The sequence below is a fragment of the Actinomadura verrucosospora genome (assembly GCF_039540335.1).
Classification (GTDB): Bacteria; Actinomycetota; Actinomycetes; order Streptosporangiales; family Streptosporangiaceae; genus Spirillospora; species Spirillospora verrucosospora.
Map to the genome: position 1 here is coordinate 135,390 of NZ_BAABEV010000004.1, position 24,008 is coordinate 159,397.

The window sequence follows — 24,008 nt, forward strand, 5'->3', positions numbered from 1 at the left end:
GGGGGATGCGCAGGCGGGCCCTGCTCGGCCGGACGGCCCTGGTGCCTCATGGGGAGTCCTAGTTGTTCGGCGGCGCCTTGCTGATCTCGGGCAGCGGGCCGGAATCGCCGTTCGCCAGGGCCAGGTCGCCGATGCACACGATCCCGACGGGGTGGTGCTCGGCGTCGACGACCGGCAGGCGCCGGACGGCGTGCTCGCTCATGAGCCGCGCCACCGTGTCGGTGTCGTCCTCGGGGTGGACGGTGGTCAGCTCGGCCGTGCACACGTCCCCGAGCGGGGTGAGCGAGGTGTCGCGGCTCTCGGCCACCGCCCGGATCACGATGTCACGGTCGGTCACCAGGCCGCACAGGCGTCCCGCGTAGGTGACCAGCACGTCGCCGATGCCCTCGTCCCGCATGATGCGAGCCGCCTCGTAGAGCGTCGCGTCGAGCGGCAAAGACTGGGGCGCCGCCGTCATCACGTCGCTGACCCTCGATGACATAGAGCGCACATCCTCCCGAATAGCCGACGCCTCGCGCGGCCCGTGTGTGCGCGCCCTACCCACGGTCGGCGGCCCTATTCGGACGGTTTGCGAATCGGCCGCGGACCTGCGCCGGGTCAGAAGGCGAACACCGTTCCGGTGCGCGACAGCATGGCGCAGTCGTTCCCGTATTCGGCCTGGAAACGAACGGCTCTGCCCTTCCACCGCCCTTCGGCGCGGGCGACCACGGGCGCGTGGACGGCGGTGCACATCCGCCCGTCCGGCCGGTGCTCGAACCGCCCGTCCGCCCCCTCCAGCTCCAGGCAGGCCCGTGCCGCCTCGGGGTGCTCGCCCCCCGGCGGACCGCAACGCAGCATGACCGTCCTGCTCCCGGACGTACTGCCGCCCGGATGCGTGACGGACAGCCGCAACGACGTCTCCGCCCGGGAGGGCGCGACGGGCACGAGGGCGACCACCGCCCCCACGACGACCGCACTGAAAAGGTTCGGCATGAGCGACTCCCAACGCACCGAAGGGACATCGCCCAAAGTAGCCGACCGATAACAGATCGTGCAGGAGAATGAACGACCCCGCCGCTGAAATGCAGCGACGGGGTCAACGTTTACTGACTAGGCGGCCAGCGTGTGGGCGGCACGGTGATCGGCGAGGGAGTCGCGGAGCTGCTTGCGTCCGCGGTGGAGCCGGGACATGACGGTGCCGATGGGGGTGCCCATCATGTCGGCGATCTCCTTGTAGGGGTAGCCCTCGACGTCGGCGAGGTAGACGGCGTCCCGGAAGTCCTTGGGGAGGGCGCGCAGGGCGGCGACCACCTGGGAGTCGGGGATGCGGTCGAGGGCTTCGGACTCGGCGGAGCGGAAGCCGGACGCGTGCGCCTCGGCCTGCGCGATCTGCCACTCCTCCAGCTCCTCGGAGCCGGCGCGCTGGGGCTCGCGCTGCTTCTTGCGGTAGGTGTTGATGAAGTTGTTGGTGAGGATGCGGTGCAGCCACGCCTTGAGGTTCGTGCCTTCCTGGAACTGGTGGAAGTTCACGTAGGCCTTGGCCAGCGTCTCCTGGACGAGGTCCTCGGCGTCGGCGCTGTTGCGGGTCATGCGCACGGCGCTGAGGTAGAGCGGGTCCGCGAGGGGCAGGACGTCGCGCTCGTAGCGGCGCGCGTCGTCGGACGTCGCGGTGCGGTCGGCGTTGCGGCCGTTGTCGCCCTTGGTGGTGCGATGGACGGGCGTGGTGACAGCGGTCATCGTCGCTCCCCGTGGTTGTGCCCCCCGTGAGAGGGGACGGTTGCCTGGCGCGTGGTCGGGGGCACGCGCGGGCCGGGCGGATTGATCGCCCCCCGTCAAGTGGTACGTGCCACCGTTCCCGGCGGGTTCGGTATGTCCTCGGCCTCGCATGGAGGGTGGGCCGAGGGTTCGGCGCGCTTCGGCTGTGCCAGAGCGACCCCGTAGTCGGGACGTCGCGGGCCTTGCCCGATCGAGCGCTTCCATCCGCCGGTGGGTCTTCCTGCCATGTAAGACGCATGGAACGAGCCAAAAGGTTGCCAGGATCCGCGTGGCCTCCGTCACATCGAGTCGTTTCTTGGTCAAAGTGGTGCTGTTCCGCCGGTATAGAGCTCGATCCTCGGCAGCCCGCGCGGCGGGCTCGGAGGCGGGCTCGGTCGAGCGGGCGTGCCCTGGTGGCTTATGCCAGGTCAGGGCGCGGCGAGGTGGCCCGCCAGAACGGCCCGGACCAGCTGGGCCGCGAACTCCGCCGGCGCGGCCGGGAGCCCGGCGCCCGCCGCCACGCTTTCCGCGCCCGCGAGGCGGGTCAGGAAGGCGTGCTGCTGGCAGCCTCCCAGCAGGGCCGCGGCGATGAACGGCAGGGGCGCGCCGTCCGCCAGCCGTCCGGCCTTCCGTTCGGCCTCCAGGTAGCCGATGAGGGCCGCGTGGCCCATCACCGGGCCTGCCGCCGGACCGCCCGGCGGCCCTGCCGGGGGCCCGCCGGGCGCCCCGGGAGGCGGCGCCTCGCCGGTGCGGTCGCTCCTCGGCCGGGCGCGCGACCTGGCGGCGGCCTCCTGCTGCGCCTTTCCGGGGCCGTCGCTCCGCAGCCACGCGATCAGCTCTGGGTCGGCCAGGACGGGCCCGGTCATCGGCAGCAGCTCGCCGTAGAAGCGGACCATCTCCGCCGCCAGGCGGGTGAGGTTCTCCTCCACCGTGTTCTGCCCGACCGATCCGGCGAGCCCGGTCATCGCGGTGCGCGCGGTCCCGGTCACCTCGGCCAGGGCCGCCGCGAACAGCGCGGTCTTGTTCGCGAAGTGGTTGTAGAGGCTGCCCTCGGACACGCCCGCGGTGCGCGCGATCTCCTTGGTCGTCGCGGCCACGATCCCGCGCGTCTGGATCACCGTGACCGCCGCGGCCAGGATCCGGTCCCGCATGGGCTCCGTCCGTGTAGCCAACCCGCCTGCACCTCGCTTCCCCGCTGGACGTTAGCACGGGCGGACGGTGATGAGTGAGTGCTCACCCGGAGGGATTCGGCGGATCCCGAGCGAACCGCCCTCACAGCATGTAGCTTCACTTTCACCGTGAGTTGCCGCAACGGCTTTCGCGCGTCGTTCCACTCGGGGGAGGGGGACCGCTTGGTGATCGCGGATCTGCTGGGCGTCACGAGGATGACGGCCGTCACGGTGAACGACCGCGGCCGCATCAGCCACTGGGACGATACCGCCGCCGACCTGTTCGGCGCCGCGCGCGGCCAGGCCATGGGCCGCCCGCCCGGCGACCTCCTCCGGCTCCCGCGGGAGCACCGCGGCGCCTTCGAGCCGGAGGCCTTCGGGCACGTCTGGTGCGGCGCCTGCACCCTGCGGCGGGCCGACAACGGGGAGCCCGTCGAGATCGGCTGGTGGGTCTACCCCATCGACGGGGCCCCGGGCGACCACGGCGTCCGGGTCCTGGCGCTGGCCGCCGACCTGCGCAGGCTCCGCCGCGACGGGATCGGCATCACCGTCGGCGACCTCCTGCTCGCCCCGCCCGGCGAGCCCGGCCCCGCCGGCGGCGCCGCCCTCCGCTCGGCCGCCGTCCGGCTGCTGCGGGTCGAGCCCACGCTCGCCGGCCCCTCCCCGGACGGGCCCGACCCGTTCGCGGGCCCGTTCGCCGACCGCCTCGCCGAACTGCTGCCCGCTCTCGGCCCCCCGGGCTTCGGAACGATCGCCTCGCAGGTCCTCGCCCTCGGCTGCCCGGCGGTGTCGCTGGGCCTGACCATCCGGCTGCCCATCGTCCCGCAGACCGACGCCGCCCCGCCCCCCGCGCCGACCGTCCCCCTGCCCCGGCCGGGGCCGCGCGTCCCGCCGCCCCGGCCGCCGCGCGCCCGCCGCGACCTCTCCCACGCGCTGGAGCCGCTCGCCTACCTCGGCGCGGCCGGCGAGCAGATCGGCAGCTCGCTCGACCACCTGCAGGCCGCCCGGACCCTCGCCGAGGTCCTCGTGCCGCGGCTCGCCGACCTCGCCGCCGTCGACCTGCTCGAAAGCGTCGTCGCCGACTCCGCGCCGCCCGCCGGCGAGGTCGACGAGACCACGCCGATGCGCCGGGTCGCCGTCGTCCACAACGACGAGCCCGGACGCTGGGACGAGGCCGTCCCCGAGGACGAGCCGCTGTCCGTGCCGTCCTGCACCCCGTTCGTCCAGGCCATGCGGACCGGGCGGCCCGTGCACATCGCCCGCGTCGACGACGGCAGGGCCGTCCGGCTCGCCGCCGCGTTCGGGGACCGCGACCTGCGCCCCCTGTTCACCGGCCGGGCACTGCTGGTCGCCCCGCTGATCGCGCGGGGGCGGGTGCTCGGCACGTTCATGCTGCTGCGCAAGCCCGACCGGCACGGGTTCGACGAGCTCGACTTCGCCATGGTCGACGAGCTGGCCCGGCGCGCCGCGCTCTGCGTCGACAACGGGCGGCTGTACCGGCGCGAGGTCCAGGTCGCCGAGGAGTTGCAGCGCAGCATGCTCCCCGACGACCCGCCTGACGTCGCCGGGGCCCGCGTCCGCTACCGCTACCGGCCCGCCGAGCAGGCCGCCCAGGTCGGCGGCGACTGGTTCGACGCCATCCCGCTGCCCGGCTGCCGGCTCGGCATCGTCGTCGGCGACGTCATGGGGCACGGCCTCACCTCCGCCGCGATCATGGGCCAGCTGCGCACCGCCGTCCGCACCCTGGCCGCCGAGGACATGCGGCCCGACCGGCTGCTGCGCCAGCTCGACGGCCTCGCCCGCCGGCTCGGCGAGGACTACCTCGCCACCTGCCTGCTCGCCGTCTACGACCCCGTCGAGCGGCGCTGCACGGTCGCCAGCGCCGGGCACGTCCCGCCCGTCCTCGTCACGCCGGACGGGGAGAGCCGTGTGCTGCCCGTCCCGCCGGGCGTGCCCATCGGGGTCGGCGGCGAGCCGTTCGAGACGGTGGAGTTCAAGGTCGAGGACGGGTCCCGGCTCGTGCTGTGCACCGACGGCCTCCTGGAGCGCCGCGACCGCGACCTCGACACCGGCCTGGAGGAGCTGCGCGCCCGCCTCGCCGAGGCGTCCGCCGACCTCGACGGCACCTGCGACGACCTGCTCGACCGGCTCGCCGGGCCCACCCCCGCCGACGACATCGCCATCGTCGCGGTCGGGTTCGACGGCATCCCCCTCGACGACGTCGTCACCTGGCAGCTCGAAGCCGCGCCCGGCAGCGTCCCGTGGATCCGAGCGCAGGTCGGGGACCGGCTCGCCGGCTGGGGCCTGCACGAGCTCGCCGAGACCGCGCGGCTGCTCGTCAGCGAGCTCGTCACCAACGCCCTCGTGCACGGCGCCGGATCCGTGGGGCTCCGCCTGATCAGGGGGCGCACGCTGCTCTGCGAGGTGCACGACGACGGCGCCGACATGCCGCACCTGCGGCACACCGACGCCACCGACGAGTCGGGCCGCGGCCTCCAGCTCGTCGGCCACCTGGCCGCCCGCTGGGGCACCCACCGCACCGAGGGAGGCAAGGTCGTCTGGTTCGAGCAGCGCGTCCCCCGGCGCTGACGGCGGGGTCGGGGGCGCGCCTCGCGGCCGTGTGAGGTAACTGTCCCGTTCGCGCCAGATACTTTCCCGCGCCCGCTTCGTTCTGATCGAAGTGTCGCCGTTCGCCGAGGCCGCCGGGAGATGAGTTGGGTGAGACGCTGACACTGCCCGTCCCCGAGACGCTCTACGGCACCTACGCCGTGGCGCTCACCGAGCCGATCCGCGACCCGGCGGCCCTGGCCCGCGCGCAGCTGCTGCGGCGCACCGAGCCGCCGCTGCGCGACCTCGTCCTCGGCATGCTCGGCAGCCCCATGCTCACCCTCGACCAGCGCCCCGCGGAGGGCTTCCCGCCGCTGCCCGCCGACCTGCTCGCCGCGTACGGCGCCTCCCCGTCCGACGTCGAGGCGGTCGCCGCCGCGCCGCACGTCCTCGCCGTCCGCGCCGCGTACCGGCCGGGGCGGCCGCCCGCCCACGAATGGGCGGCACGCGCCGTCGCGGGCGCCGTCGGCGCGGCCGCGTCCGCCCCGGTGGTCGACGTGTTCACCCCGCAGGTCCTCGCGCACGACCGGCTCTTCCGCTCCCTCCCGGGGCCCGGCGGCGCCGTCCGGCTCACCGACTGGATGCTCCTCCCGCACACCATCGGCCGTGACGGCTCCTACATCACCACCAGGGGGCTCGCCAGGTTCGGCCTCCCCGAACTGCAGACCGAGCACGTCCCGCCGGGCCTCGTCGAGCCCTGGGGGCGCCTGCTGAACGGTCTCGCCCACCACGTCCTGGACCTCTGGCTGGACGAGCTGCCCGCCGGCGAGCAGCCCCTCGTCGTCGAGATCCCCGAGGTCGTCTCCGTCGGCCTCCAGGACATCGCCGCCGCTCAGGGGGCCGACGAGCCGATGCGGCGCGAGGTCTCCGTGCGGCTGTGCCACGACCCGTCCCCGGACCCCGTCCTCACCGTGCTGCCCGCCGAGGACGGCCCCGACCGCCTCCGGTCCCTGTGCGCCACGCTCTTCGGAGCCCGATGAGCTTGCCTACGGCCTTGATCTCAGCGCAGGATCGACACGTGAGATTCGGCCCGCGTGACCGTCGCACCCCACAGCCCGAAGACCCCGGCCCCGAGGAGACCGGACCCGAGACCGGCCCCCGTCCGGGCCCCTACCCCGAGGACGTCCACGTGGCGGGCAAGGGAACCGCCCCGGAACCGGCGCCGGAGGAGCCGCCGTCCGACTGGGTCCCCGTCCAGCCGCCGACGGAACCCGAGGAGCCCTGGACCCCCCACGCCCCGGTGCCGCCCCCGGCCCCGCCCGCCGAGCCACCGGCGTCCCAGGAGGAGCCGCTCTGGGCGGTGCGCGACCTCGACCTCGGCCTCGGCGAAGCGTCGCCGGGCGAGCCCTGGACGCCCTCGGAGCCCGGCCCCGCACCCACGGGCCGGCACGCGCGAAGTGACGACGATCCGTTCCTGCCGGGGAAGGGCCTGGCGGCCGAACCGCCCCCGGTGACCGTGCCTGACATCCCGGTCCAGCAGTGGGCGCCCGCACAGCGGCCCGGGCCCATGACCGACCCCGAGCGGCGCAAGGCGATGGCGGACGCGTTCGTCGCGGAGTTCGTGGGCAGCACCACATGGCAGGCCACCCTGGCCGTGCTGGAGAGCGCGTTCCCCGGTCTGGGCATGGCCTCGACGCTGTCCCGCCGGACCGACGAGCTGTGGCAGACCATGGACGCCCTCGACCGGACGTCCGCGGCCAAGCTCGGGGTCCCGGCGTGGCTGGACGACGCGGGGATCGTGCTCGACCTCAGCGCCCGCCTCGGCGTGCGGGCGGCGCGGGCGCCGATGCACGGACTCGCACGCCCGTCCCGCGCGTCCCGCCCGTACGCGGGGGCGTTCGTCATCGACACGCTCGACCCGCTGCGCTACCACCGGGCGGTCGGCGGGCCGCAGGCGCCGCGCGACCTGCCGGGGGAGGGGGCGCTGCGGGCCCCGTCCACCTCCGAGGACGACGACAGCGGCGTCGTGATCGTCGCGAACCTGACGTCGGCGGGCGTGCGCGTACTGGACTCGGTGGCGCTCTGGCGCTACGCGGGCCGGGTGGTCGCCGGCACGGTCCGCGAGGAGGGCCGCCCCGAGACGCGCGTCCGTGCACGCCGTGCCCTCCGTGCCCTGCGGCGCGTCGTGGTCGTCGATCCGGACCTCGGGCTCGGCCTGTGCCTCCAGATCGACGCGGCCCGCGTCCCGCGGTGCCTGCTGGCGTTCAGCGTGGACCGGGCGGACGGCGCCCCCCGCTTCGTCCGCCCCTGATCAGTCGTCCGAACGCAGCCAGGTGAGGTCGCGCTGCCGGTCGGCGGGCAGCTCGCGGATGTGCTCGACGAGCCGCCACGGCTCGGTCGGCGGCGTTCCCTCGTCCGGCAGCACGCCGCACAGCACCGCGCTCTGCGTGCTGACCGCGACGAACGACCCGAACCGCGCGACGCCGCCGCCCCGCAGCGACGCCAGCTCGGTGAGCAGCACGGTGACCGCGGCCGCGTCCTTCGGGTCGTAGAGGCCGCGCACGTACGAGAACAGGTCTTCGGCGAGGACGTCGGGGCGCCGCCCGGACATCTGGTACACGGTGCCCCAGTAGGTGCCGGTGGCCTGCTCCGATCGCTGGTCGCGGAGCCGGATGCGCAGCCCGCACTCGGCGGCGCACTGCTCGTACGCCTCCGCGAGCAGCGCCTCGCCCTCCCCCTCCTCGCTCAGCAGCGCCCCGGTGACCACGCCCTCCTCCCGGTCGAGCCGGTCGAGCATCTCGCGGTGCAGCTCCTGGACGTCCTGCTCCACCGCGTCGAGCGTCCGCGCCAGCGCGCGATGGGAGTCGCGGTCGAGGTCGAGGCCCGCCAGCTCGTCCGACAGGTCGCCGAACTGCTTCTCCAGCCGTTCCACCCGCCCGGTGACGGTCTCCAGCCTCTCCGCCACGTCGGACGGCGGCCCCTCGGCCTGCGGCGGCGGGATGGGAATGCCGACCGGCTCGGTCGCCTCGTCGACCACCCGCTTGAGCACGTCGTGGTCCCGCGCGAGCTCGTTCAGCTGTTTGCGCAGATTGCGCAGCTCCGCCTGGGCTTGCGGAAGCCGCTTGTCGGACGCCAGGTAGAGCTCGCGTCCGGCGATCGCGAGGCAGAGCAGAACCAGGATCACGGTGGTCATGTGACTCCTCGGGAAGCGGGCTGCGCTCACGACGATAACCACCCCCGGCCGGATTGGCCGAGTGCGCAGCGGATCCCGTCCGAAACGCCCTACTTTCCTTTACCCACCGTCCTTCCGGCTACCCCCGAGATCATCCCCACACCTCTGGGAAAAGCCCCGCACCCACGGGCCCCGAGAATCCCGAAGCCTCCGGGAAACGAAAGCCACGCTCCCCGACCCGCCAATCACGTGACCTGCGGATGCTCGCGGGAAAAGCCAGAGAAGCCACTCAGAAAGCTCCGGGAAGCCCCACGCGACCTCCCGTCTGCAAATATCCGCAGGTCAGCGAAGAGCCGGCCCAGCAGTCCTCCGAGAGACGGCCGGCGCGCTACCCAACCGCGCCAGCCGCGCCCCCCGGCGGATGCCCGAGCGGTTTGGCCGGAGACACCACCCAGCCCCTTCGGAGCCGCGTCGGCTGGAGGAGTGCCTTCCAGGAAGGTGCGGGGGCGACGACGCCTTTCCGTGGCCTCGTCGCCCCATTCCGTTAAACCCGGTGGTCAGCCGAAGAGGCCGCCCAGGAGGCCGCCGAGGATTTCGGCGGCGCCGCCTGCGAGTTCGCCGGCCACGTCGCCTGCGATGTCTCCGGCGATGCCGCCGGCCGCGTCCGCGATCACGTTTCCGGCGACATTGCCCGCGTACCCGGCGAGCGCGTTGCCGAAGGCGTCCACGGGGGCGCCGCCCACGTAGCCCGCGACGTTCTGCGCGTACCCGGCCGCGTCCATGGCGCCCATGGCCACGCCGCCCACGACCCCCGCCGCCGCGACGCCGCCCACCAGACCGGCCGCGGCGGCGCCGTGGCCGAGGTGGCGGTGCCCGTGGTAGCCGGGCGGGGCGTGATGGACGTGCGCCGGAGGCGGGTGGCCGTGGGGCGAGTACGGCGGGGGCCCCGGCGGTGCGGGAGGGGGCGGGCCGGCATGAGCGGCGGGAGCGTACGGCGCCGCGGGCGGGGGCGCCCCATGCGACGGCATCCCGTGCGGAGGCGCGGGGGGCGGGGCTCCGTGTGACGGCATCCCGTGCAGGGGTGCGGGGGGAGCCCCATGCGACGGCATCCCGTGCGGGGGTGCGGGCGGAGCCCCATGCGACGGCATCCCGGGACCGGGCGGGGGCGGCGGGAAGCCCTGCCCGGGTGCCGGGGGCATGCCGGAGGGGTTCGGCGGGTACCCCTGGGCGGCCATCGGCGCGGGCTGCTGCTGCCGACCGGGCGCCGGGGCGGGAGGCGGGTACTGGGCGTTGCCGTGCGACCCGTACTCACCCGGCCCGCCGTAAGGAGCCGCGCCCTGCGGCGGTGGCGGCGGAAACCCCGAGTGGCCGCCGGGCGGCGGCAGCGGCGCCTGCCCGGGAGGCGGCGGAGCGCCATGGGACGCCGGGCCGGGGCGGGACGACCGGGGCAGCGCCGCCGCGGCCTCCAGCCACTGACCGATCTTGGCGTTCCAGTCGGTCTCCGCGGCCTCGGCGTGCGGCACCGTGAAGACGCCGAACGACTCGTCCTGCGGGGTGTCGCGGTCCTCGGCGCGCAGGACGAAGGCCATGGCGCGCGGGCTGGCGACGAAGCTCAGCCCGACCTTCTCGATCCGCCCCTGGTGCGACGACGGCGGGTTGAGGTGGATCTCCTGGTGGAACGGCAGCTGCTGGGACACGCCCCGCAGCTTCGACGACTCGAACGTCACGTTCGTGATCTGGAAGCCGAGCTGGGCGATCGAGGCGAGGACCCACTGCTGGGACTCCAGCGGCTCCACGGAGATCGGGTCGATGTCGCCCGGATCGGGCTGCCCGGCGACGTCGATCTCGGTGCACATCCCGATGGTGAAGCCTGGAAGCTCGTGGCCGAGGACGGTCGTGAACGGCAGCTCGTACGGCAGCGGGATGGAGAACGCCAGGTCGCGCTGCCCCCCGGCGTCGAGCCGGAATCCGCGGGTCAGGGCGCCGCGGTACACCTCGGGGCCCGCCGTCTCGCCGCCGTGGTGCCGCATGCGCGGCATCAGCGCCAGCGTCACCTGCCGGATCTCCGCGGGCCCGGCGCCGCCGCGCAGGTGCACCTTGCCCGCCACGACCCCGCCGGGTTTGCAGTTCGGCTCAGCAAGGATCGTGTCGACGGACGGTCCACCGCCCGCCATCTGCCCGTAGGACACCGGCCGTTCCCCTCTCCCACCGCGAGGCGACACGCCCCGCGCCCACCGCCCGCGCGGCCCCGGGCCGCGCGCACCAGAAACTTAGACCCCCTCCACCATGCCACCGGTTCACCCCGTCCGGACCAAACCCCCAATTTCCACCCAGCTTCGACGCACTTTCACGGCCAACCCCACCGCTCCACCACAACGCCCCGCCGCCACCCCCGCCGCATCCATTCCCCGCGCCCGGTGGGTGGTGGTGTCTGGGGGGCGCTGGGGAGTGGCACCTGGGGGTTAGCAGCGTGCCGGGAGGTGGGTGCGGGCTTGGAGCTGCCTTGGGGTGTTACCGGCGGGGAATCCCGCGTGGCCCCGGGGCGCGGAGCGCGGGGTGGCGCTTCGCGCGCCGGGGGGCACGTGTGGGGTGGATGTACGTACGTGACCGGCGCGGGGGCGGTTGGGGGCGCGGTGGCGGGTGTTGGGCGCTGGGTCCCGTGAGTTAGGGCGCGCCTGACGCGGTGGTCAGGTCTCCTTCTTGGTGACGGTCACGGGGGCGTAGGCGAGCTTTTCGAGGGGCTCGCGGATCTGGGCGGCGTCGCCTACGGCGATGACCGTGAGGGCTTCCGGGTCGATGTGCTTGCGGTAGGCGCGGGCGACGCCGTCGGGGGTGGAGGCGCGGACCGCGGCCAGGTAGGCGCTCGGGTAGTCGGCGCCCAGGCCGTTGGCGGACACGTCGGCCAGCTCGGCGGCCACGGCGCGGGCCGTCTCGTACTCGGCGGGGGCGCGGTCGGCCAGGGCGCGGACGGACGAGCCGTGCTCCTCGGCGTCGATGCCGCGGGACACGATGCCGCGCAGTTCGGTGAGGGCGTCGGCGACCGCGTCGGCGGTGACCTCGGTGTGGACGGCGCCCTGGGCGATGAACAGGCCGCAGTGCCGCATGCGGAGCAGGCCGGCGCGCATGCCGTAGGTGTAGCCCTTCTCCTCGCGCAGGACGGCGTTGAGACGGGACGTGAGACCGCCGCCCAGGACGTGCGACGCGACCATCAGGGACGGCCAGTCGTGGTGGGAGCGGTCGGGGACGCCGTGGCCGAAGCTGAGGTAGGTCTGCACGGAGCCGGGGCGGTCGACCACGACGATGCGGGCGGCGGACTCGGGCATGACCCGGTCGGCGGTGGGCAGCGGCGCGGCGGAGCCCGCCCAGCCTTCCAGGGCGGCGGCGAGGGCGCTGTCGGCGTCGGTCCCGGCGAGGTCGCCCGCGACCACGGCGGTCGCCTCGGCGGGGACCACGGAGCCGTAGAAGTCGCGGACGTGCGAGCCCTGCAGCGCGCCGACGGACTCGGGGGTGCCGCCGGTCGGGCGGGAGGCGCGGGCCTGCTCCGGGAAGAGGACGGCGCGCAGCTCGCGCATGGCGCGCGTGCCGGGGTCGGCGTCCTCCTGCGCGATCTCCTCCAGGCGCTCGCGGACGAGGCGCCGCACGTCGGCGTCGTCGAGGGCCGGGCGGCGCACCACCGACGAGAACAGCTCCAGGGCGGCGCCGAGCCGCGTGGTCGGGACGTCCAGCGCGATGCGCAGGGCGGTCAGGTCGGCGTGCGCGTAGAGGCTGGCGCCGAGCCGCTCGAACGCGGCGGTCAGCGCGGTGCCGCCGCCGGGCTCGGTGCCCTCCAGCAGGGCGCGCGAGGCCAGCGTCGCGACGCCGTCGAGACCGGACGGCTCGCGGCCCGCCCCCGCGTGCAGGACGAGGCGGACGGCGGCGAGCCGGCGGCCGGGCAGGTCGCAGCGCAGCGTCGCGGGGCCGGCCGGGACGCGGCCCGCGGTGCCGGACGGGAACGCCCACGCCGGGACGGGCCCGGGGACGGGACGGGGCTGCAGTGCAAGGCCGCTGCTCACGAGGTGCCTCCGTAGGTCAGGGCGGTGCGGGCGCCCGGGGCCAGCCAGCGGCCCGCCATCTCCTTGATCGCGTCCCCGGTGACCGCGGCGGCGCGGCCGGGGGCGGTGAAGACCCGGGCCGGGTCGCCGAACTGCGTCGCGTTCTGCGACAGCGCGTTCGCCAGGCCCGTCACCGTCTCGGTCTGCTCCAGGAAGCCGCGCTCGGCCTGGGCGGTGGCGCGGGCGGTCTCGTCGGCGTCCGGGCCGTGCGCGGCGAACCGTTCGAGCTCCTCGTCCAGCACGGCCGCGATCTTCTCGGGCTCCGGGCCGACGGCGTCCACGATCGCCAGGGACGGGCCGGACGCGAGCCGCGTGACCCCGGCCCACACCTCGGTGGCGATCTGGTCGCGCCGCACCATCCGGTCGTAGAGGCGGGAGCCGGAGCCGCCGCCGAGGATCTCGACCGCGAGCTCGGCGGCCTCGATGTCGTCGCCGCCGTCGGTGGGGAGCGTGAACATCGCGAAGTAGGCGGGGGAGGGGACCTCCTCGTCGAGGGTCTCGCCGCGGACGCCGGTCAGCGGCCCGAGGGCGCCGGGGCGCGCGGCGGGCTGCCGCGGGCCGGCCGGCAGGCCGCCGAAGTAGCGCTCGACCGCCTCCAGCGTCTTCTCCGGGTCGACGTCGCCCACGACGGACAGGACGGCGTTGCCCGGCGCGTACCAGGTGGCGAAGAAGTCGGTGCAGTCGTCGAGGGTGGTGGCGTCCAGGTCTTCCATGGAGCCGATCGGGGTGTGCGCGTAGGGGTGCCCCTCGGGGAACGTCAGCGCGCACAGGCGCTCGAAGGCCGTGCCGTAGGGCTGGTTGTCGTAGCGCTGGCGCCGCTCGTTCTTCACCACGTCGCGCTGGTTGTCGAGGTTGGCCTGGGTCAGCGCGGCGGGGAGGGTGCCCATGCGGTCGGCCTCCAGCCAGAGCGCGAGCTCCAGGTGGCTGACCGGCACCGTCTCGTAGTAGTTCGTGCGCTCGAAGGACGTGCTGGCGTTGAACGCGGCGCCGGCGCTCTCCAGCAGGGCGGCGTGCTCGCCCTCGGCGACGTTCGCCGAGCCCTGGAACATCAGGTGCTCGAAGAGGTGCGCGAGGCCGGTGCGGCCGGCCCGCTCGTGCCGCGAGCCCACCCCGTACCAGATGTTCACGGCGGCCAGTGGTACGACGTGGTCTTCGCAGACCACCACGCGCAGGCCATTGCCGAGCGTGTGCTCATGCAGCGGCTGTTCTGCCACGGAGCGCTCCCGTCCGTTCGATGGGCCGGACAGCACCGCGCGCGTCGGGAGGCGTCCCAGGCGGCGGGCTTGATCTCGGTCTCACCGTACCGGGTGCGCCCGGCGCGGGGAGCGCCGACGGAAACTGTGGATAACCGGCGCCACGGATAAAGGCGCTAGCGCGGCCGGAGCAGGACGGGAGGCGGGGGACGGGTGGCGAGGGGTCAGGGAGCGCCGGGGCTCAGGACGCCGCGGACTCGTGGGCCGCGATCGCGTCCTCCAGCGACCGGTGCAGGACGAAGATCTTGGTGAGCTGGGTGACGTGGAACACCCGCCGCACCCTGTCGTTGACGCCCATGAACGACATCGAGCCGTCCCGCGCCCGCAGCCGGTGGTAGATCCCGACGAGGACGCCGAGGCCCGTGGAGTCGAGGAACGTCACCTCGCCGAGGTCGATGACCAGGTGCGCGCCGCCGTTGTCGATGATCTCTAGCAGGGCCTCGCGCAGGCGGGGGCTGGTGAAGACGTCGATCTCACCGCTGATCTTGACGACCGTGAGGCCCTTCTCGACGCGATGCTCGACGGCGAAGTCCACCGGTGCTCCTCTCTGCCCCACGCCTCGTCCAACCCTGGAGGAGTTCTAGGGCCTCGTCGGGGGAATCCAATTGTTACCCCGGTCGCGCGTTGTTACGCCCGTTGTTCCGGACGCGTCGCTCAGGAGGACCGGAACAGGGCCCAGACGACCTTGCCGCGGGCGAGGGCGCGCCAGCCCCACCGGACGCTGAACGACTCGACGAGGTGCAGGCCGCGGCCGGTCTCGGCGATGTAGTCGGGCTCCTTGCGGCGGGGCGCGGTCCGGCTCGCGTCAATGATCCCGCAGAGCAGCCACGGCCCCTCGTGCCCGAGGCGCAGCCGGATGGCCGACGGCGCGGAGCCGAGCGGGTCGGCCGGGTCGCCGTACACGCCCTCGCGGTGCACGTCGTCGCCCGGCCGCCCGCCGGCCGTCTTCCCGCTGTGCCGCAGCGCGTTCGTGACGAGCTCGGAGACGACGAGGCCGACGTCGTCGGCGAGCTCGGCCATGCTCCACTCGGCCAGCCGGGAGATCGCGAAGTGCCGGGCCTCGGTGACCGACTCCGGATCGGGCTCGACGGTGAACGAGACCGTGGACCCCCGCAGTTCCGTCAGCGCCGTGACGGCCCTGTCCAGGCGCGGAGGCAGGTCGAACGCCTCCGGGACGGGCGTCGAGCGCCCAGCCTGGGCCCGTGGGTCGTCCGGCCCCGCGAGAGGGCCGAGCTCCCACCGCGTGTCGTCGTGCGCGTGGCGTGACGTCATTCCACCGGACCCCGCAGAGTGATCTCGTTGTGCAGCCGTGGCTCGGAAGTCTCGTGCGTTATCCTGCGCATCGTAGCGTGCGAATGCAAGGCCCAATGCACGTGCATCCGCATCGCGAGGGTGTGGGGCGACGCGGATCGCATGCGGGAGATCGGAGGTAACCGCGGGACGCTGAGGCCAGTGGCACACTAGGTTCGCTGTCCGCCGAATAGCCGGGAGGTTGGGCGTGACTCCAGAGACGCCGGGAAGCGGGTCGACGGTTCGTCGGATCCTGCTCGGGTCGCAGCTTCGCCGTCTGCGCGAGCAGAAGGGCGTGACCCGTCAGGACGCCGGCTACGTCATCCGCGCGTCGGAGTCGAAGATCAGCCGTCTTGAGCTCGGCAGGGTCAGCTTCAAAGAACGAGACGTGGACGACCTGCTCACGTTGTACGGCGTCGGCGACAAGACGGAACGCGAGGCGCTGCTACAGCTTGCGCGGGAGGCCAACACCCCCGGTTGGTGGCACCGGTACAACGACGTGTTGCCCGGCTGGTTCCAGACCTATGTGGGCCTGGAGGAGTCGGCGGCGTTGATCCGCACATATGAACTGCAGTTCGTCCCGGGACTGCTGCAGTCGGAGGGGTATGCGCGCGCGGTGATTCGCCTGGGCAACGCCGGGGCCGCCGAACACGAGATCGACCAGCGCGTGGAGCTGCGCCTGCAGCGTCAGGAACGCCTCACGGGAGCGGAAGCCCCGCGCCTGTGGGCCGTGGTGGACGAGGGGGCGCTGCGGCGTCCCATCGGCGGGCCGGAGGTGATGCGGGGCCAGTTCGAGCACCTCATCGAGATGTCGAAGCTGCCCAACGTCACCATCCAGATCATGCCGTTCAGGTTCGGAGGCCACGCGGCCGAGGGGGGCGCCTTCACGATCCTGCGTTTTCCCGAGCAGGATCTGCCGGACGTGGTTTACGTCGAGAACCTCACCGGCGCGATGTACCTGGACAAGCGCGACGACGTCGACACCTACCTGCAGGCGATGGAACGCCTGTGTGTCGACAGTGCGACCCCGGAGCGCACCGTCGAGCTTCTCGGTGATCTTCTCAGAGAGACATGATGCTCCAGACCGATTACGACAACGGGATGCCGGCCGCCGAGCTCCTCGGAGCACGATGGCTGAAGTCCCGGCGAAGCAACTCCCAGGGGAACTGTGTGGAAATCGCCGAACTGCCCGACGGGCAGGTCGCGATGCGCAACTCCCGCCATCCCGAGGGCCCGGCCCTCATCTACACCCGCCCCGAGATAGAAGCGCTCATCCTTGGAGCCAAGGACGGCGACTTCGACCATCTCATCGCCTCCCGTAACTGATCCAGCAGCGGCCGGGTCGGCACCGGTGCACCCGAACGTCGACCCGACCTCCGCAGGAGACACAGGCCACCCCAGGCGCGAGGGTGGCCTTGTTCATTCCGGCCCCGGATCTCTCCGTCAGCCGCAGTTGCCGTAGGGGGCGGTACTGCCGTTGCCGCCGAAGCGGACGCACACCCCGGGCGCGCTCACGTACACCGGTCCCGCGTACCAGGCGAACGAACCGCTGTCGCTGACGGCGCCGCCGCCCTTCTTCTGGACCCAGGCGGAGACGGGCGACTTCGTGCCGACGTGCTTCGTCTTGATGGTGACGGCGCAGTTGTACTTGGTCGAGTTGCTGTAGAGCAGGTAGGCGACGCCGCCGGACACCCCCATGGAGCGCAGCACGTAGTACCCGGTGCCCTTGCCGCCGTTGTTGCACGCGGACTGCGGCGTGTACTTGTTGGGCGGCTCCTTGGGCGGCGTCGAAGTTCCCCCGCCGGTGCCTCTCGTGGGGGTCGAGCCGCCGGGCCGCTGCGGCGCACCCGGTTCCGGGGACGCGGTGGGGTTCGCGGGGTTCCCGCTCTTTCCGGGCTTCGGCTGCCCTGGTTTCGTCGTCGTCGGGCTCTGGGGGCGGCCGGCCGCGCCGTTCGCGGAGCCGGAGTCGCCTCCCACGCCGTGGTTCTCGTCGGACGCCGAGACGGGCCGTTCCTTGTCGCCGCTCGGCCTTGTCGCGGCCCACGCGGCGCCGCCCGCGATGACCAGCGCCACTGCCACGGCCGCGGCGATCGGTATGGCGAGGCGTCCGCGTCCCCTGCCGTCCGGCTCATGGCCGTTGGGCGGCGCAGGAAGGCTCGGTGGCGGCATTCCGAGCGCCCCTTGGCCGTAACCCTCCGGGGGAGGCGTCGCATCGGCGTACGGACGCGGCTGCGGGGCCGTCCCTTCGGGGACGCCGGACGGGTCCGTCACGTGCTCGGGAGGCGGCGCAGGGAGGGCCGCGGCGGGCGGGACGGTCACGACGGGCGGGACGGCCTCGGACGCTCCGCTGGTCGCGCCGAGCAGCCGCTCCTGGGCCTCGCGGGCGGTCGGGCGCTGCGCGGAGTCCTTGGCCAGGCACGCGAGGACGAGTTCGCGCATCGGGCTCGGGAGGTCGCCCAGATCCGGTTCGCCCGTCAGGATCCGCTTCATGACCGAGGCCATCTCGTCGTTGCCGAACGCGGGACGTCCCGTCGCGGCGAACGCCATGGTCGTGCCCCAGGCGAACATGTCGGCCGCCGGGCCGACCTGGTCGCCGGTGAAGTGCTCCGGGGCCATGTAGGCGGGAGTGCCGACGTTCTGCGTCTCACCGGCCGCGCCCAGCGCGCGCGCCACGCCGAAGTCGATGACGCGCGGGCCGTCCGGGCCCATCATGACGTTGCGCGGTTTGAAGTCGCGGTGCACGATGCCGGCCTGGTGGATCGCCGTGAGCGCGGTGAGCGTGCCCACCGCCAGCCGCTCCAGCGCGCCGCCCTTGCGCGGGCCCTCCGTCCGCACGACGTGGAAGAGCGACAGGCCGGGCACGTACTCGCTGACGATGTAGGGCTGGTCGCCCGCCACGTCGGCGTCCAGGACCTGCGCGGTGCAGAAGCGCGCGACGCGCTTGGCGACCTCCAGTTCGCGGACGAACCGGGCGCGGGCGGACTCGTCCCCCGCGAGCCTGCCGTGCAGGAGCTTGATCGCGACGTGGTCGTCGGCGCGGACGGCCCGGGCACCGCCCCGCGGGCGCCCCAGGAAGACCGCCCCCTGCCCGCCCTCGCCGAGGCGGCCCAGGATCTCGTATCCGCCCAGCTCGACCGGGTCCCCCGACTCCAGTGGATGGGCGTCCGGCATCGTCCTGTCGGTCACACCACTCGCTCCCCGTTGTTCCGCATCGTCCCGCGATCGTTCCGCAAGACTATGGCCAACGATGGTATGCGCTCGGCAAAGCGGGTGATCAAGCCGTGGTGGCCGCGGCCACTTAATGGGACTATAGTCCGGTTGTACTTCAGGGAGGAGGCGATGATGGACCGTCGCCCGGCCGGCGCGAGGCGCGTGGATCTGGAACTGATGCGGACCCCGCCGCCCAAGGAGCGCGCCGACGCCGCCCGCAACCGCGTGAAGGTGCTGGACGCCGCCGCCGCGCTGTTCGCCCGGCACGGAGTGGAGGCGGTGTCCATGGACGCCGTCGCCGCCGAGGCGGGCGTCGGCAAGGGCACGCTGTTCCGCCGCTTCGGCGACAAGGCGGGCCTCGCCGTGGCGCTGCTGAACGAACGCGAACGTGCGCTCCAGGACGCGATCCTGTCCGGCCCGCCTCCGCTGGGCCCCGGGGAGGACGGCGCGGTCGTGGCGCCGTCCGAGCGTCTGCACGCCTTCGCCGACGCCTACCTGGACTACGTGCTCGACCATCTGTCGCTGGTGCGCATGTCCGAGACCGCTTCGCCCGGGGCCCGGTACCGGATCGGCGCCTACGGCTTCTGGCACCGGCACCTGACGATCCTGCTCGACCAGCGCGGTGACGCCGTTCCGGACGGTGAGGCCGTCGCGCACGCGCTCCTGGCAGTCCTCGGCGCGGAGCACCTCACCGCGATGGTGGAGAGCGTCGGCAGGGAACGCACCCGGGCCACCGTCCACAGATTCTTCGACATGGCTCGCGCCTAGCGGAACGCGAAAGCCCCCGCGGATGCGGGGGCTTTCCCATGCCTGCCCGGAGGTGCGGTCGGGCGCGGAGTGTCAGGCCGGGTCGGGTGTCCGCCGGCGGCGGCGGGTCTCCGCCCGGCCCTCCGCGTTGCCCGGTGGACCCTCCTGGGCATGGTTGCGTTCCAGCTGCGCGGCGACCGCGAGGGCGCGCAGCGACGTGGTTCTCACGCGTTTGCGCTCGCTGGTGGAACGGGTGCGGGGGATGCTGCTGGGCACGGTTCACCTCCGTAGGTCGCTGACATGGGTGCGGCCCGGCCGGCGGGATCGCGCACGGTCGTTGCAACCGCAAGATCCTTCCGGCTATTCCGAGTGATCGTTCCGTTTTGCGACGACCGGATTCAGGGGAAAGATTCCCCTGTTTTCACGTCTCGTACCATCTGTCCCTTTGTTCTCGTTGCCGTGCGGGGCCGTCCGGACCGCTCGACTGGGTAGGTATCCCAGGATCCGGTTCGCCCGCGGGTTCGTCCCGCCATGAGCGGCTCAGCGTGGAGCCCAGGAGGCCGTCGGGCGCGGCCGGACGCGCCCCGAGCCACTCCTGGGAGACACACGTGATCAGTAAGCTGCTCGTCGCCAACCGTGGCGAGATCGCCGTGCGCGCCTTCCGCGCGGCGTACGAACTCGGCATCGCCAGCGTCGCCGTGTACGCGCACGAGGACCGCCTGTCCCTGCACCGGCAGAAGGCGGACGAGGCGTACGAGATCGGGGAGCACGGCCACCCGGTCCGCGCCTACCTGGACGTGGACGGGATCGTGGAGACGGCGCTGCGGGTCGGCGCCGACGCCGTCTACCCGGGCTACGGGTTCCTGTCGGAGAGCCCCGAGCTGGCGGCGGCGTGCGAGCGCAGCGGGATCAAGTTCGTCGGCCCGCCGTCGCGGGTGCTGAGCCTGGCGGGCAACAAGATCGAGGCGGTCGCGGCGGCCGGCCGCGCGGGCCTGCCGGTGCTGCGCTCGGCGACGCCGGAGCCGGGACGGGAGCTGGAGGCGGCCGACGAGGTCGGGTTCCCGCTGTTCGTGAAGGCCGCGGCGGGCGGCGGCGGGCGCGGGCTGCGCCGCGTCGACCACCGCGAGGACCTGGAGGCCGCCGTGGACACGGCGCGCCGCGAGGCCGAGAGCGCGTTCGGCGACCCGACGGTGTTCCTGGAGCAGGCGGTGGACCGCCCGCGCCACATCGAGGTGCAGGTCCTCGCGGACGCGGCCGGGCACATCGTCCACCTGCGCGAGCGCGACTGCTCGGTGCAGCGGCGCCACCAGAAGGTCGTCGAGATCGCGCCCGCCCCCGGGCTGGACCCGGAGACCACCCGGCGGCTCTGCGACGACGCGGTCCGCTTCGCCCGGGAGATCGGGTACGAGAACGCGGGGACGGTCGAGTTCCTCGTGGACGACCGCGGCGAGCACGTCTTCATCGAGATGAACCCCCGCATCCAGGTCGAGCACACCGTCACCGAAGAGGTCACGGGCGTCGACCTGGTGCAGAGCCAGCTGCGCATCGCGGGCGGCGAGACGCTGGCCGACCTCGGCATCGCGCAGGACGAGGTCGGCGTGAGCGGGTTCGCCGTGCAGTGCCGCATCACGACCGAGGACCCGGCGAACGGGTTCCGTCCCGACACGGGGAAGATCTCGGCGTACCGGTCCCCGGGCGGCGCCGGCGTGCGGCTCGACACGGGAACGGCCTACGGGGGCGCGATCGTGTCGCCGCACTTCGACTCGCTGCTGGTGAAGCTGACGTGCCGAGGCCGGACGTTCGAGGACGCGGTACGGCGGGCGCGCCGGGCCGTCGCCGAGTTCCGCATCAGGGGCGTCGCGTCCAACATCCCGTTCCTGCAGGCGCTGCTGGACGAGCCCGACTTCCGCGCGGGCGGCGTCACCACGTCCTACATCGCCGACCACCCCGAGCTGCTCACGGCCCGTTCCAGCGGCGACCGCGCGACGCGGCTCGTCCGCTACCTGGCGGACGTCACGGTCAACAAGCCGCACGGTGAAGCCCCCACCGACCTGGATCCGGCGACGAAGCTGCCGCCGCTCGACCTCGACGGGCCCTTCCCCGAGGGGTCGCGCGACCGGTTGCTGGCGCTCGGCGCGCGCGCGTTCGCCGAGCAGCTACGGAACCAGGACGCCTTGGCCGTCACCGACACGACGTTCCGCGATGCACACCAGTCGCTCCTCGCTACGCGAGTACGTACGTATGACCTGCTGTCTGCCGCGCCCTATCTCGCTCGGATGACGCCGCAGCTTCTCTCGATCGAGGCGTGGGGCGGGGCAACGTACGACGTCGCGCTCCGCTTCCTGGGAGAGTCGCCCTGGGACAGGCTGGCCGCGATCCGCGAGGCGGCGCCCAACCTGTGCATTCAGATGCTTCTGCGTGGCCGCAACACCGTCGGCTACACGCCGTATCCCGACTCGGTGGCTCGGGCCTTCGTCAAGGAGGCGGCCAGTACGGGAGTCGACATCTTCCGTGTGTTCGACGCCCTGAACGACGTGGACCGCATGCGCCCGGCCATCGACGCGGCCCTCCAGACCCACGCGCTTGTGGAAGGCACGCTCTGCTACACCGGCGACCTGTCCTCCCCGGACGAACGGCTCTACACGCTCGACTACTACCTGCGGCTGGCGGAGGAACTCGTCAACGCGGGAGTCCACATCCTCTGCGTCAAGGACATGGCCGGCCTGCTCAGGGCGCCCGCCGCGCGCACCCTCGTCAGGGCCCTCCGCGAGCGGTTCGACCTGCCCGTTCACCTGCACACCCACGACACGGCCGGCGGGCAGATCGGCACCTACATCGCCGCCATCGAGGCGGGCGTCGACGCCGTCGACGGCGCCGCCGCGCCGCTCTCGGGCACCACGAGCCAGCCGCCGCTCCAGGCGATCGTGGCCGCGACCGACTTCACCGAGCACGCCACCGGCCTCGACCTGGACGCGCTCACCGCCATGGAGCCGTACTGGGAGGCCGTCCGGAAGCTCTACGCGCCGTTCGAGATGGGACTTCCCTCTCCGACCGGGCGCGTCTACGGGCACGAGATCCCCGGCGGGCAGCTGTCCAACCTGCGGCAGCAGGCCGTCGCCCTCGGCCTCGGCGACCGCTTCGAGGAGATCGAGCGCCTCTACGCGGCCGCCGACGCCATCCTCGGGCGGCTCGTGAAGGTCACCCCGTCCAGCAAGGTCGTCGGCGACCTGGCCCTGCACCTCGTCGCGGCGGGCGCCGACCCGGACGACTTCGCCGAGAACCCGGACCGCTACGACATCCCGGACAGCGTCATCGGGTTCCTGAACGGCGAACTGGGCGATCCGCCCGGCGGCTGGCCCGAGCCGTTCCGCACCAAGGCCCTCGCAGGACGCCGGTACACGCCCGCCCGGGCCGAACTGGACGGCGCCGAAGAGAAGGCTCTGGCCGGCCCGGACGTTCGCGACACGCTCGACCGCCTGCTCTTCCCGGGCCCTGCGAAGGAGTACCGCGAAGCCCGCGCCGCCTACGGGGACCTCTCCGTCCTGCCGACCGGTCCGTTCCTCTACGGGCTCCGGGCGGGGCACGAGGTGGCGTTCGACCTCGAACCCGGCGTCCGCGTCCTGGCCGGGCTGGAGGCCGTCGGCGACGTCGACGAGGCCGGGGTGCGGCAGGTCATCTGCTCGGTGAACGGCCAGCTCCGGACACTCTCCGTCCGCGACAAGTCCGTCAAGTCCGACGCGCCGCCGGTCGAGCGGGCCGATCCCGCCGAGCCCGGCCACGTCGCCGCCCCGTTCGACGGCTCGGTGACGCTGCGGGTGGCCAAGGGCGACGAGGTCGCCGCGGGAGACGTGGTCGCCACCATCGAGGCCATGAAGATGGAGGCCGCCATCACCGCCCCGGTCGCGGGCGCCGTCGCCCGGCTGGCCGTCCCGGAGGCGACGCCCGTCCAGGCCGGCGACCTCCTCCTGGTCATCCAGGACGGCGCCTAGGGCGCCTTCCGTCCTCCGGGGGCCGGACGCGTCGCGTAGCTCCCCAGGGACGGTTCGAGCAGGTCGAAGGCGGTCTTCGCGGACTCCGCGAGGGCCGCCTCGATCTCCTCGCGGGTCTCGCCCCGCACGTTGCGGCGCAGGGCCTCCTGGAACAGGACGCGGTGGACGCCGCCGAGCTGCGCGGCGACGAGGCGGGGCAGGACGTCGTCCGGGCCCGCGCCGGTCTCCTCGGCGAGGACGGCGGCGAGAGCCTCCTCCCGTTCCTCGTGGAACTCGCGGAGCCGCGCCACCAGCGCCGGGCTCTCGGCGACCATCCGGGCGAACGGGGGGCCGGAGAAACCGATCACGGCGTCCTGCCGCCGGACGGCCTCCAGGAACCCCCGGCGCAACGCGGCCAGCGCGGACTCGCCCGGCGCCCGCTCGGCGACCGTGCGCGCCAGGGAGGCCACGAACACCTCGTGCAGGTCGAGCGCCAGGTCCTCCTTGCGGGGGAAGTAGTTGGTGACGGTCATCTTCGCCACCTGGGCCGCCGCCGCGACGTCGGCGATGGTCACCCGGTCGAAGCCGTGCCGCAGGAACAGGCGGGTCGCGTGGTTCGAAATGCTCTGGCGCGTCTGCTGCTTCTTCATCTCCCGCAGTCCCATGCCGCCATCCTCTCATAATCCGACCTAAGTTCGTTCTCGACATAAGCTTAGGTCGGATCTAAGTTTGGCTCGCGAGCCTGACGGGTACCGAGATCGGGTGACCGTTCCCTCCCGGCCGCCGGACGAGCAAAGGACACAGCCCTGAACGCCAGCCACGCGCCG

At 73.4% G+C, this 24,008-nt stretch carries 20 protein-coding genes; 7 read left to right on the forward strand and 13 right to left on the reverse strand.

Going from position 1 to position 24,008, the window contains the following annotated elements; all coding sequences use genetic code 11:
* Positions 1 to 58: 58 nt before the first annotated feature.
* The 4 genes from ABD944_RS06400 to ABD944_RS06415 all read right to left on the reverse strand — a co-directional run bounded on the left by ABD944_RS06400 (position 59) and on the right by ABD944_RS06415 (position 2,885).
* The gene (locus ABD944_RS06400) at positions 59 to 481 is read right to left on the reverse strand and encodes a CBS domain-containing protein (RefSeq protein WP_179844153.1); all 423 of its coding nucleotides are present in this window, start codon (positions 479 to 481) and stop codon (positions 59 to 61) included.
* 116 nt (positions 482 to 597) lie between these two features.
* Positions 598 to 972 (reverse strand): SSI family serine proteinase inhibitor, encoded by a 375-nt coding sequence (locus ABD944_RS06405; protein WP_345173315.1) that lies wholly within the window; start codon positions 970 to 972, stop codon positions 598 to 600.
* Positions 973 to 1,089: 117 nt separating this feature from the next.
* Positions 1,090 to 1,716, reverse strand: a complete 627-nt coding sequence (locus tag ABD944_RS06410) for a sigma-70 family RNA polymerase sigma factor (RefSeq protein WP_345173316.1) — start codon at positions 1,714 to 1,716, stop codon at positions 1,090 to 1,092.
* Between the two features lie 446 nt (positions 1,717 to 2,162).
* Entirely contained in the window at positions 2,163 to 2,885 is a 723-nt protein-coding gene (locus ABD944_RS06415; protein WP_345173318.1) for a TetR/AcrR family transcriptional regulator, read from the reverse strand.
* A gap of 204 nt (positions 2,886 to 3,089) precedes the next feature.
* On the opposite strand from ABD944_RS06415, the gene ABD944_RS06420 reads away from it, so the two are divergent.
* From ABD944_RS06420 to ABD944_RS06430, 3 genes are all read left to right on the forward strand, one after another.
* Positions 3,090 to 5,492, forward strand: a complete 2,403-nt coding sequence (locus ABD944_RS06420) for an ATP-binding SpoIIE family protein phosphatase (protein WP_345173604.1) — start codon at positions 3,090 to 3,092, stop codon at positions 5,490 to 5,492.
* Positions 5,493 to 5,617: 125 nt separating this feature from the next.
* Positions 5,618 to 6,490, forward strand: coding sequence for a hypothetical protein (locus ABD944_RS06425; RefSeq protein ID WP_345173319.1), 873 nt, complete (start codon positions 5,618 to 5,620; stop codon positions 6,488 to 6,490).
* Between the two features lie 38 nt (positions 6,491 to 6,528).
* Positions 6,529 to 7,761: a hypothetical protein gene (locus ABD944_RS06430; RefSeq protein WP_345173321.1), complete on the forward strand. Its 1,233-nt coding sequence runs from the start codon at positions 6,529 to 6,531 to the stop codon at positions 7,759 to 7,761.
* On the opposite strand, the gene ABD944_RS06435 is transcribed toward ABD944_RS06430, so the two are convergent.
* The 6 genes from ABD944_RS06435 to ABD944_RS06460 form a co-directional block, all read right to left on the reverse strand.
* On the reverse strand, positions 7,762 to 8,643 hold the full coding sequence (locus ABD944_RS06435; protein WP_345173322.1) for a hypothetical protein: 882 nt from the start codon (positions 8,641 to 8,643) through the stop codon (positions 7,762 to 7,764).
* A 536-nt stretch (positions 8,644 to 9,179) separates the two neighbouring features.
* Entirely contained in the window at positions 9,180 to 10,811 is a 1,632-nt protein-coding gene (locus ABD944_RS06440; protein WP_345173324.1) for a sporulation protein, read from the reverse strand.
* A gap of 498 nt (positions 10,812 to 11,309) precedes the next feature.
* Positions 11,310 to 12,674: a M16 family metallopeptidase gene (locus ABD944_RS06445; RefSeq protein WP_345173325.1), complete on the reverse strand. Its 1,365-nt coding sequence runs from the start codon at positions 12,672 to 12,674 to the stop codon at positions 11,310 to 11,312.
* Complete coding sequence (locus ABD944_RS06450) at positions 12,671 to 13,927, reverse strand: M16 family metallopeptidase (RefSeq protein ID WP_345173327.1); 1,257 nt, start codon at positions 13,925 to 13,927, stop codon at positions 12,671 to 12,673. The genes ABD944_RS06445 and ABD944_RS06450 overlap by 4 nt, the downstream gene beginning before the upstream one ends.
* A 220-nt stretch (positions 13,928 to 14,147) precedes the next feature.
* Positions 14,148 to 14,501: an STAS domain-containing protein gene (locus ABD944_RS06455; protein WP_089311207.1), complete on the reverse strand. Its 354-nt coding sequence runs from the start codon at positions 14,499 to 14,501 to the stop codon at positions 14,148 to 14,150.
* 119 nt (positions 14,502 to 14,620) lie between these two features.
* On the reverse strand, positions 14,621 to 15,238 hold the full coding sequence (locus ABD944_RS06460; protein ID WP_345173328.1) for an ATP-binding protein: 618 nt from the start codon (positions 15,236 to 15,238) through the stop codon (positions 14,621 to 14,623).
* A 271-nt stretch (positions 15,239 to 15,509) separates the two neighbouring features.
* Here ABD944_RS06460 and ABD944_RS06465 point away from each other — a divergent pair, with 271 nt between their 5' ends.
* Positions 15,510 to 16,331, forward strand: coding sequence for a helix-turn-helix domain-containing protein (locus ABD944_RS06465; protein ID WP_141586889.1), 822 nt, complete (start codon positions 15,510 to 15,512; stop codon positions 16,329 to 16,331).
* On the forward strand, positions 16,331 to 16,582 hold the full coding sequence (locus tag ABD944_RS06470) for a DUF397 domain-containing protein (protein WP_185035161.1): 252 nt from the start codon (positions 16,331 to 16,333) through the stop codon (positions 16,580 to 16,582). The genes ABD944_RS06465 and ABD944_RS06470 overlap by 1 nt, the downstream gene beginning before the upstream one ends.
* A gap of 117 nt (positions 16,583 to 16,699) precedes the next feature.
* Here the strand turns inward: ABD944_RS06470 and ABD944_RS06475 are convergent, their stop codons facing one another.
* Positions 16,700 to 18,442, reverse strand: a complete 1,743-nt coding sequence (locus ABD944_RS06475; protein ID WP_345173331.1) for a serine/threonine protein kinase — start codon at positions 18,440 to 18,442, stop codon at positions 16,700 to 16,702.
* 153 nt (positions 18,443 to 18,595) lie between these two features.
* On the opposite strand from ABD944_RS06475, the gene ABD944_RS06480 reads away from it, so the two are divergent.
* Positions 18,596 to 19,234, forward strand: a complete 639-nt coding sequence (locus ABD944_RS06480; RefSeq protein WP_345173333.1) for a TetR/AcrR family transcriptional regulator — start codon at positions 18,596 to 18,598, stop codon at positions 19,232 to 19,234.
* A 72-nt stretch (positions 19,235 to 19,306) separates the two neighbouring features.
* Here the strand turns inward: ABD944_RS06480 and ABD944_RS06485 are convergent, their stop codons facing one another.
* Positions 19,307 to 19,489 carry a hypothetical protein gene (locus ABD944_RS06485; protein WP_345173334.1) on the reverse strand — a complete coding sequence of 61 codons (183 nt, stop codon included), beginning with the start codon at positions 19,487 to 19,489 and terminating at the stop codon, positions 19,307 to 19,309.
* Positions 19,490 to 19,821: 332 nt separating this feature from the next.
* Between ABD944_RS06485 and ABD944_RS06490 the strand changes: the two genes are divergently transcribed.
* Positions 19,822 to 23,202, forward strand: a complete 3,381-nt coding sequence (locus ABD944_RS06490) for a pyruvate carboxylase (RefSeq protein WP_345173336.1) — start codon at positions 19,822 to 19,824, stop codon at positions 23,200 to 23,202.
* On the opposite strand, the gene ABD944_RS06495 is transcribed toward ABD944_RS06490, so the two are convergent.
* Complete coding sequence (locus ABD944_RS06495; RefSeq protein ID WP_345173337.1) at positions 23,199 to 23,846, reverse strand: TetR/AcrR family transcriptional regulator; 648 nt, start codon at positions 23,844 to 23,846, stop codon at positions 23,199 to 23,201. The genes ABD944_RS06490 and ABD944_RS06495 overlap by 4 nt on opposite strands.
* Positions 23,847 to 24,008 lie beyond the last annotated feature (162 nt).

Coding starts and splice junctions, on each gene's coding strand:
- ABD944_RS06405 (WP_345173315.1), bottom strand. CDS start 972: ATGCCGAACCTTTTCAGTGCGGTCGTCGTGGGGGCGGTGGTCGCCCTC.
- ABD944_RS06460 (WP_345173328.1), bottom strand. CDS start 15,238: ATGACGTCACGCCACGCGCACGACGACACGCGGTGGGAGCTCGGCCCT.
- ABD944_RS06480 (WP_345173333.1), top strand. CDS start 18,596: ATGATGGACCGTCGCCCGGCCGGCGCGAGGCGCGTGGATCTGGAACTG.
- ABD944_RS06410 (WP_345173316.1), bottom strand. CDS start 1,716: ATGACCGCTGTCACCACGCCCGTCCATCGCACCACCAAGGGCGACAAC.
- ABD944_RS06415 (WP_345173318.1), bottom strand. CDS start 2,885: ATGCGGGACCGGATCCTGGCCGCGGCGGTCACGGTGATCCAGACGCGC.
- ABD944_RS06435 (WP_345173322.1), bottom strand. CDS start 8,643: ATGACCACCGTGATCCTGGTTCTGCTCTGCCTCGCGATCGCCGGACGC.
- ABD944_RS06400 (WP_179844153.1), bottom strand. CDS start 481: ATGTCATCGAGGGTCAGCGACGTGATGACGGCGGCGCCCCAGTCTTTG.
- ABD944_RS06495 (WP_345173337.1), bottom strand. CDS start 23,846: ATGGGACTGCGGGAGATGAAGAAGCAGCAGACGCGCCAGAGCATTTCG.
- ABD944_RS06470 (WP_185035161.1), top strand. CDS start 16,331: ATGCTCCAGACCGATTACGACAACGGGATGCCGGCCGCCGAGCTCCTC.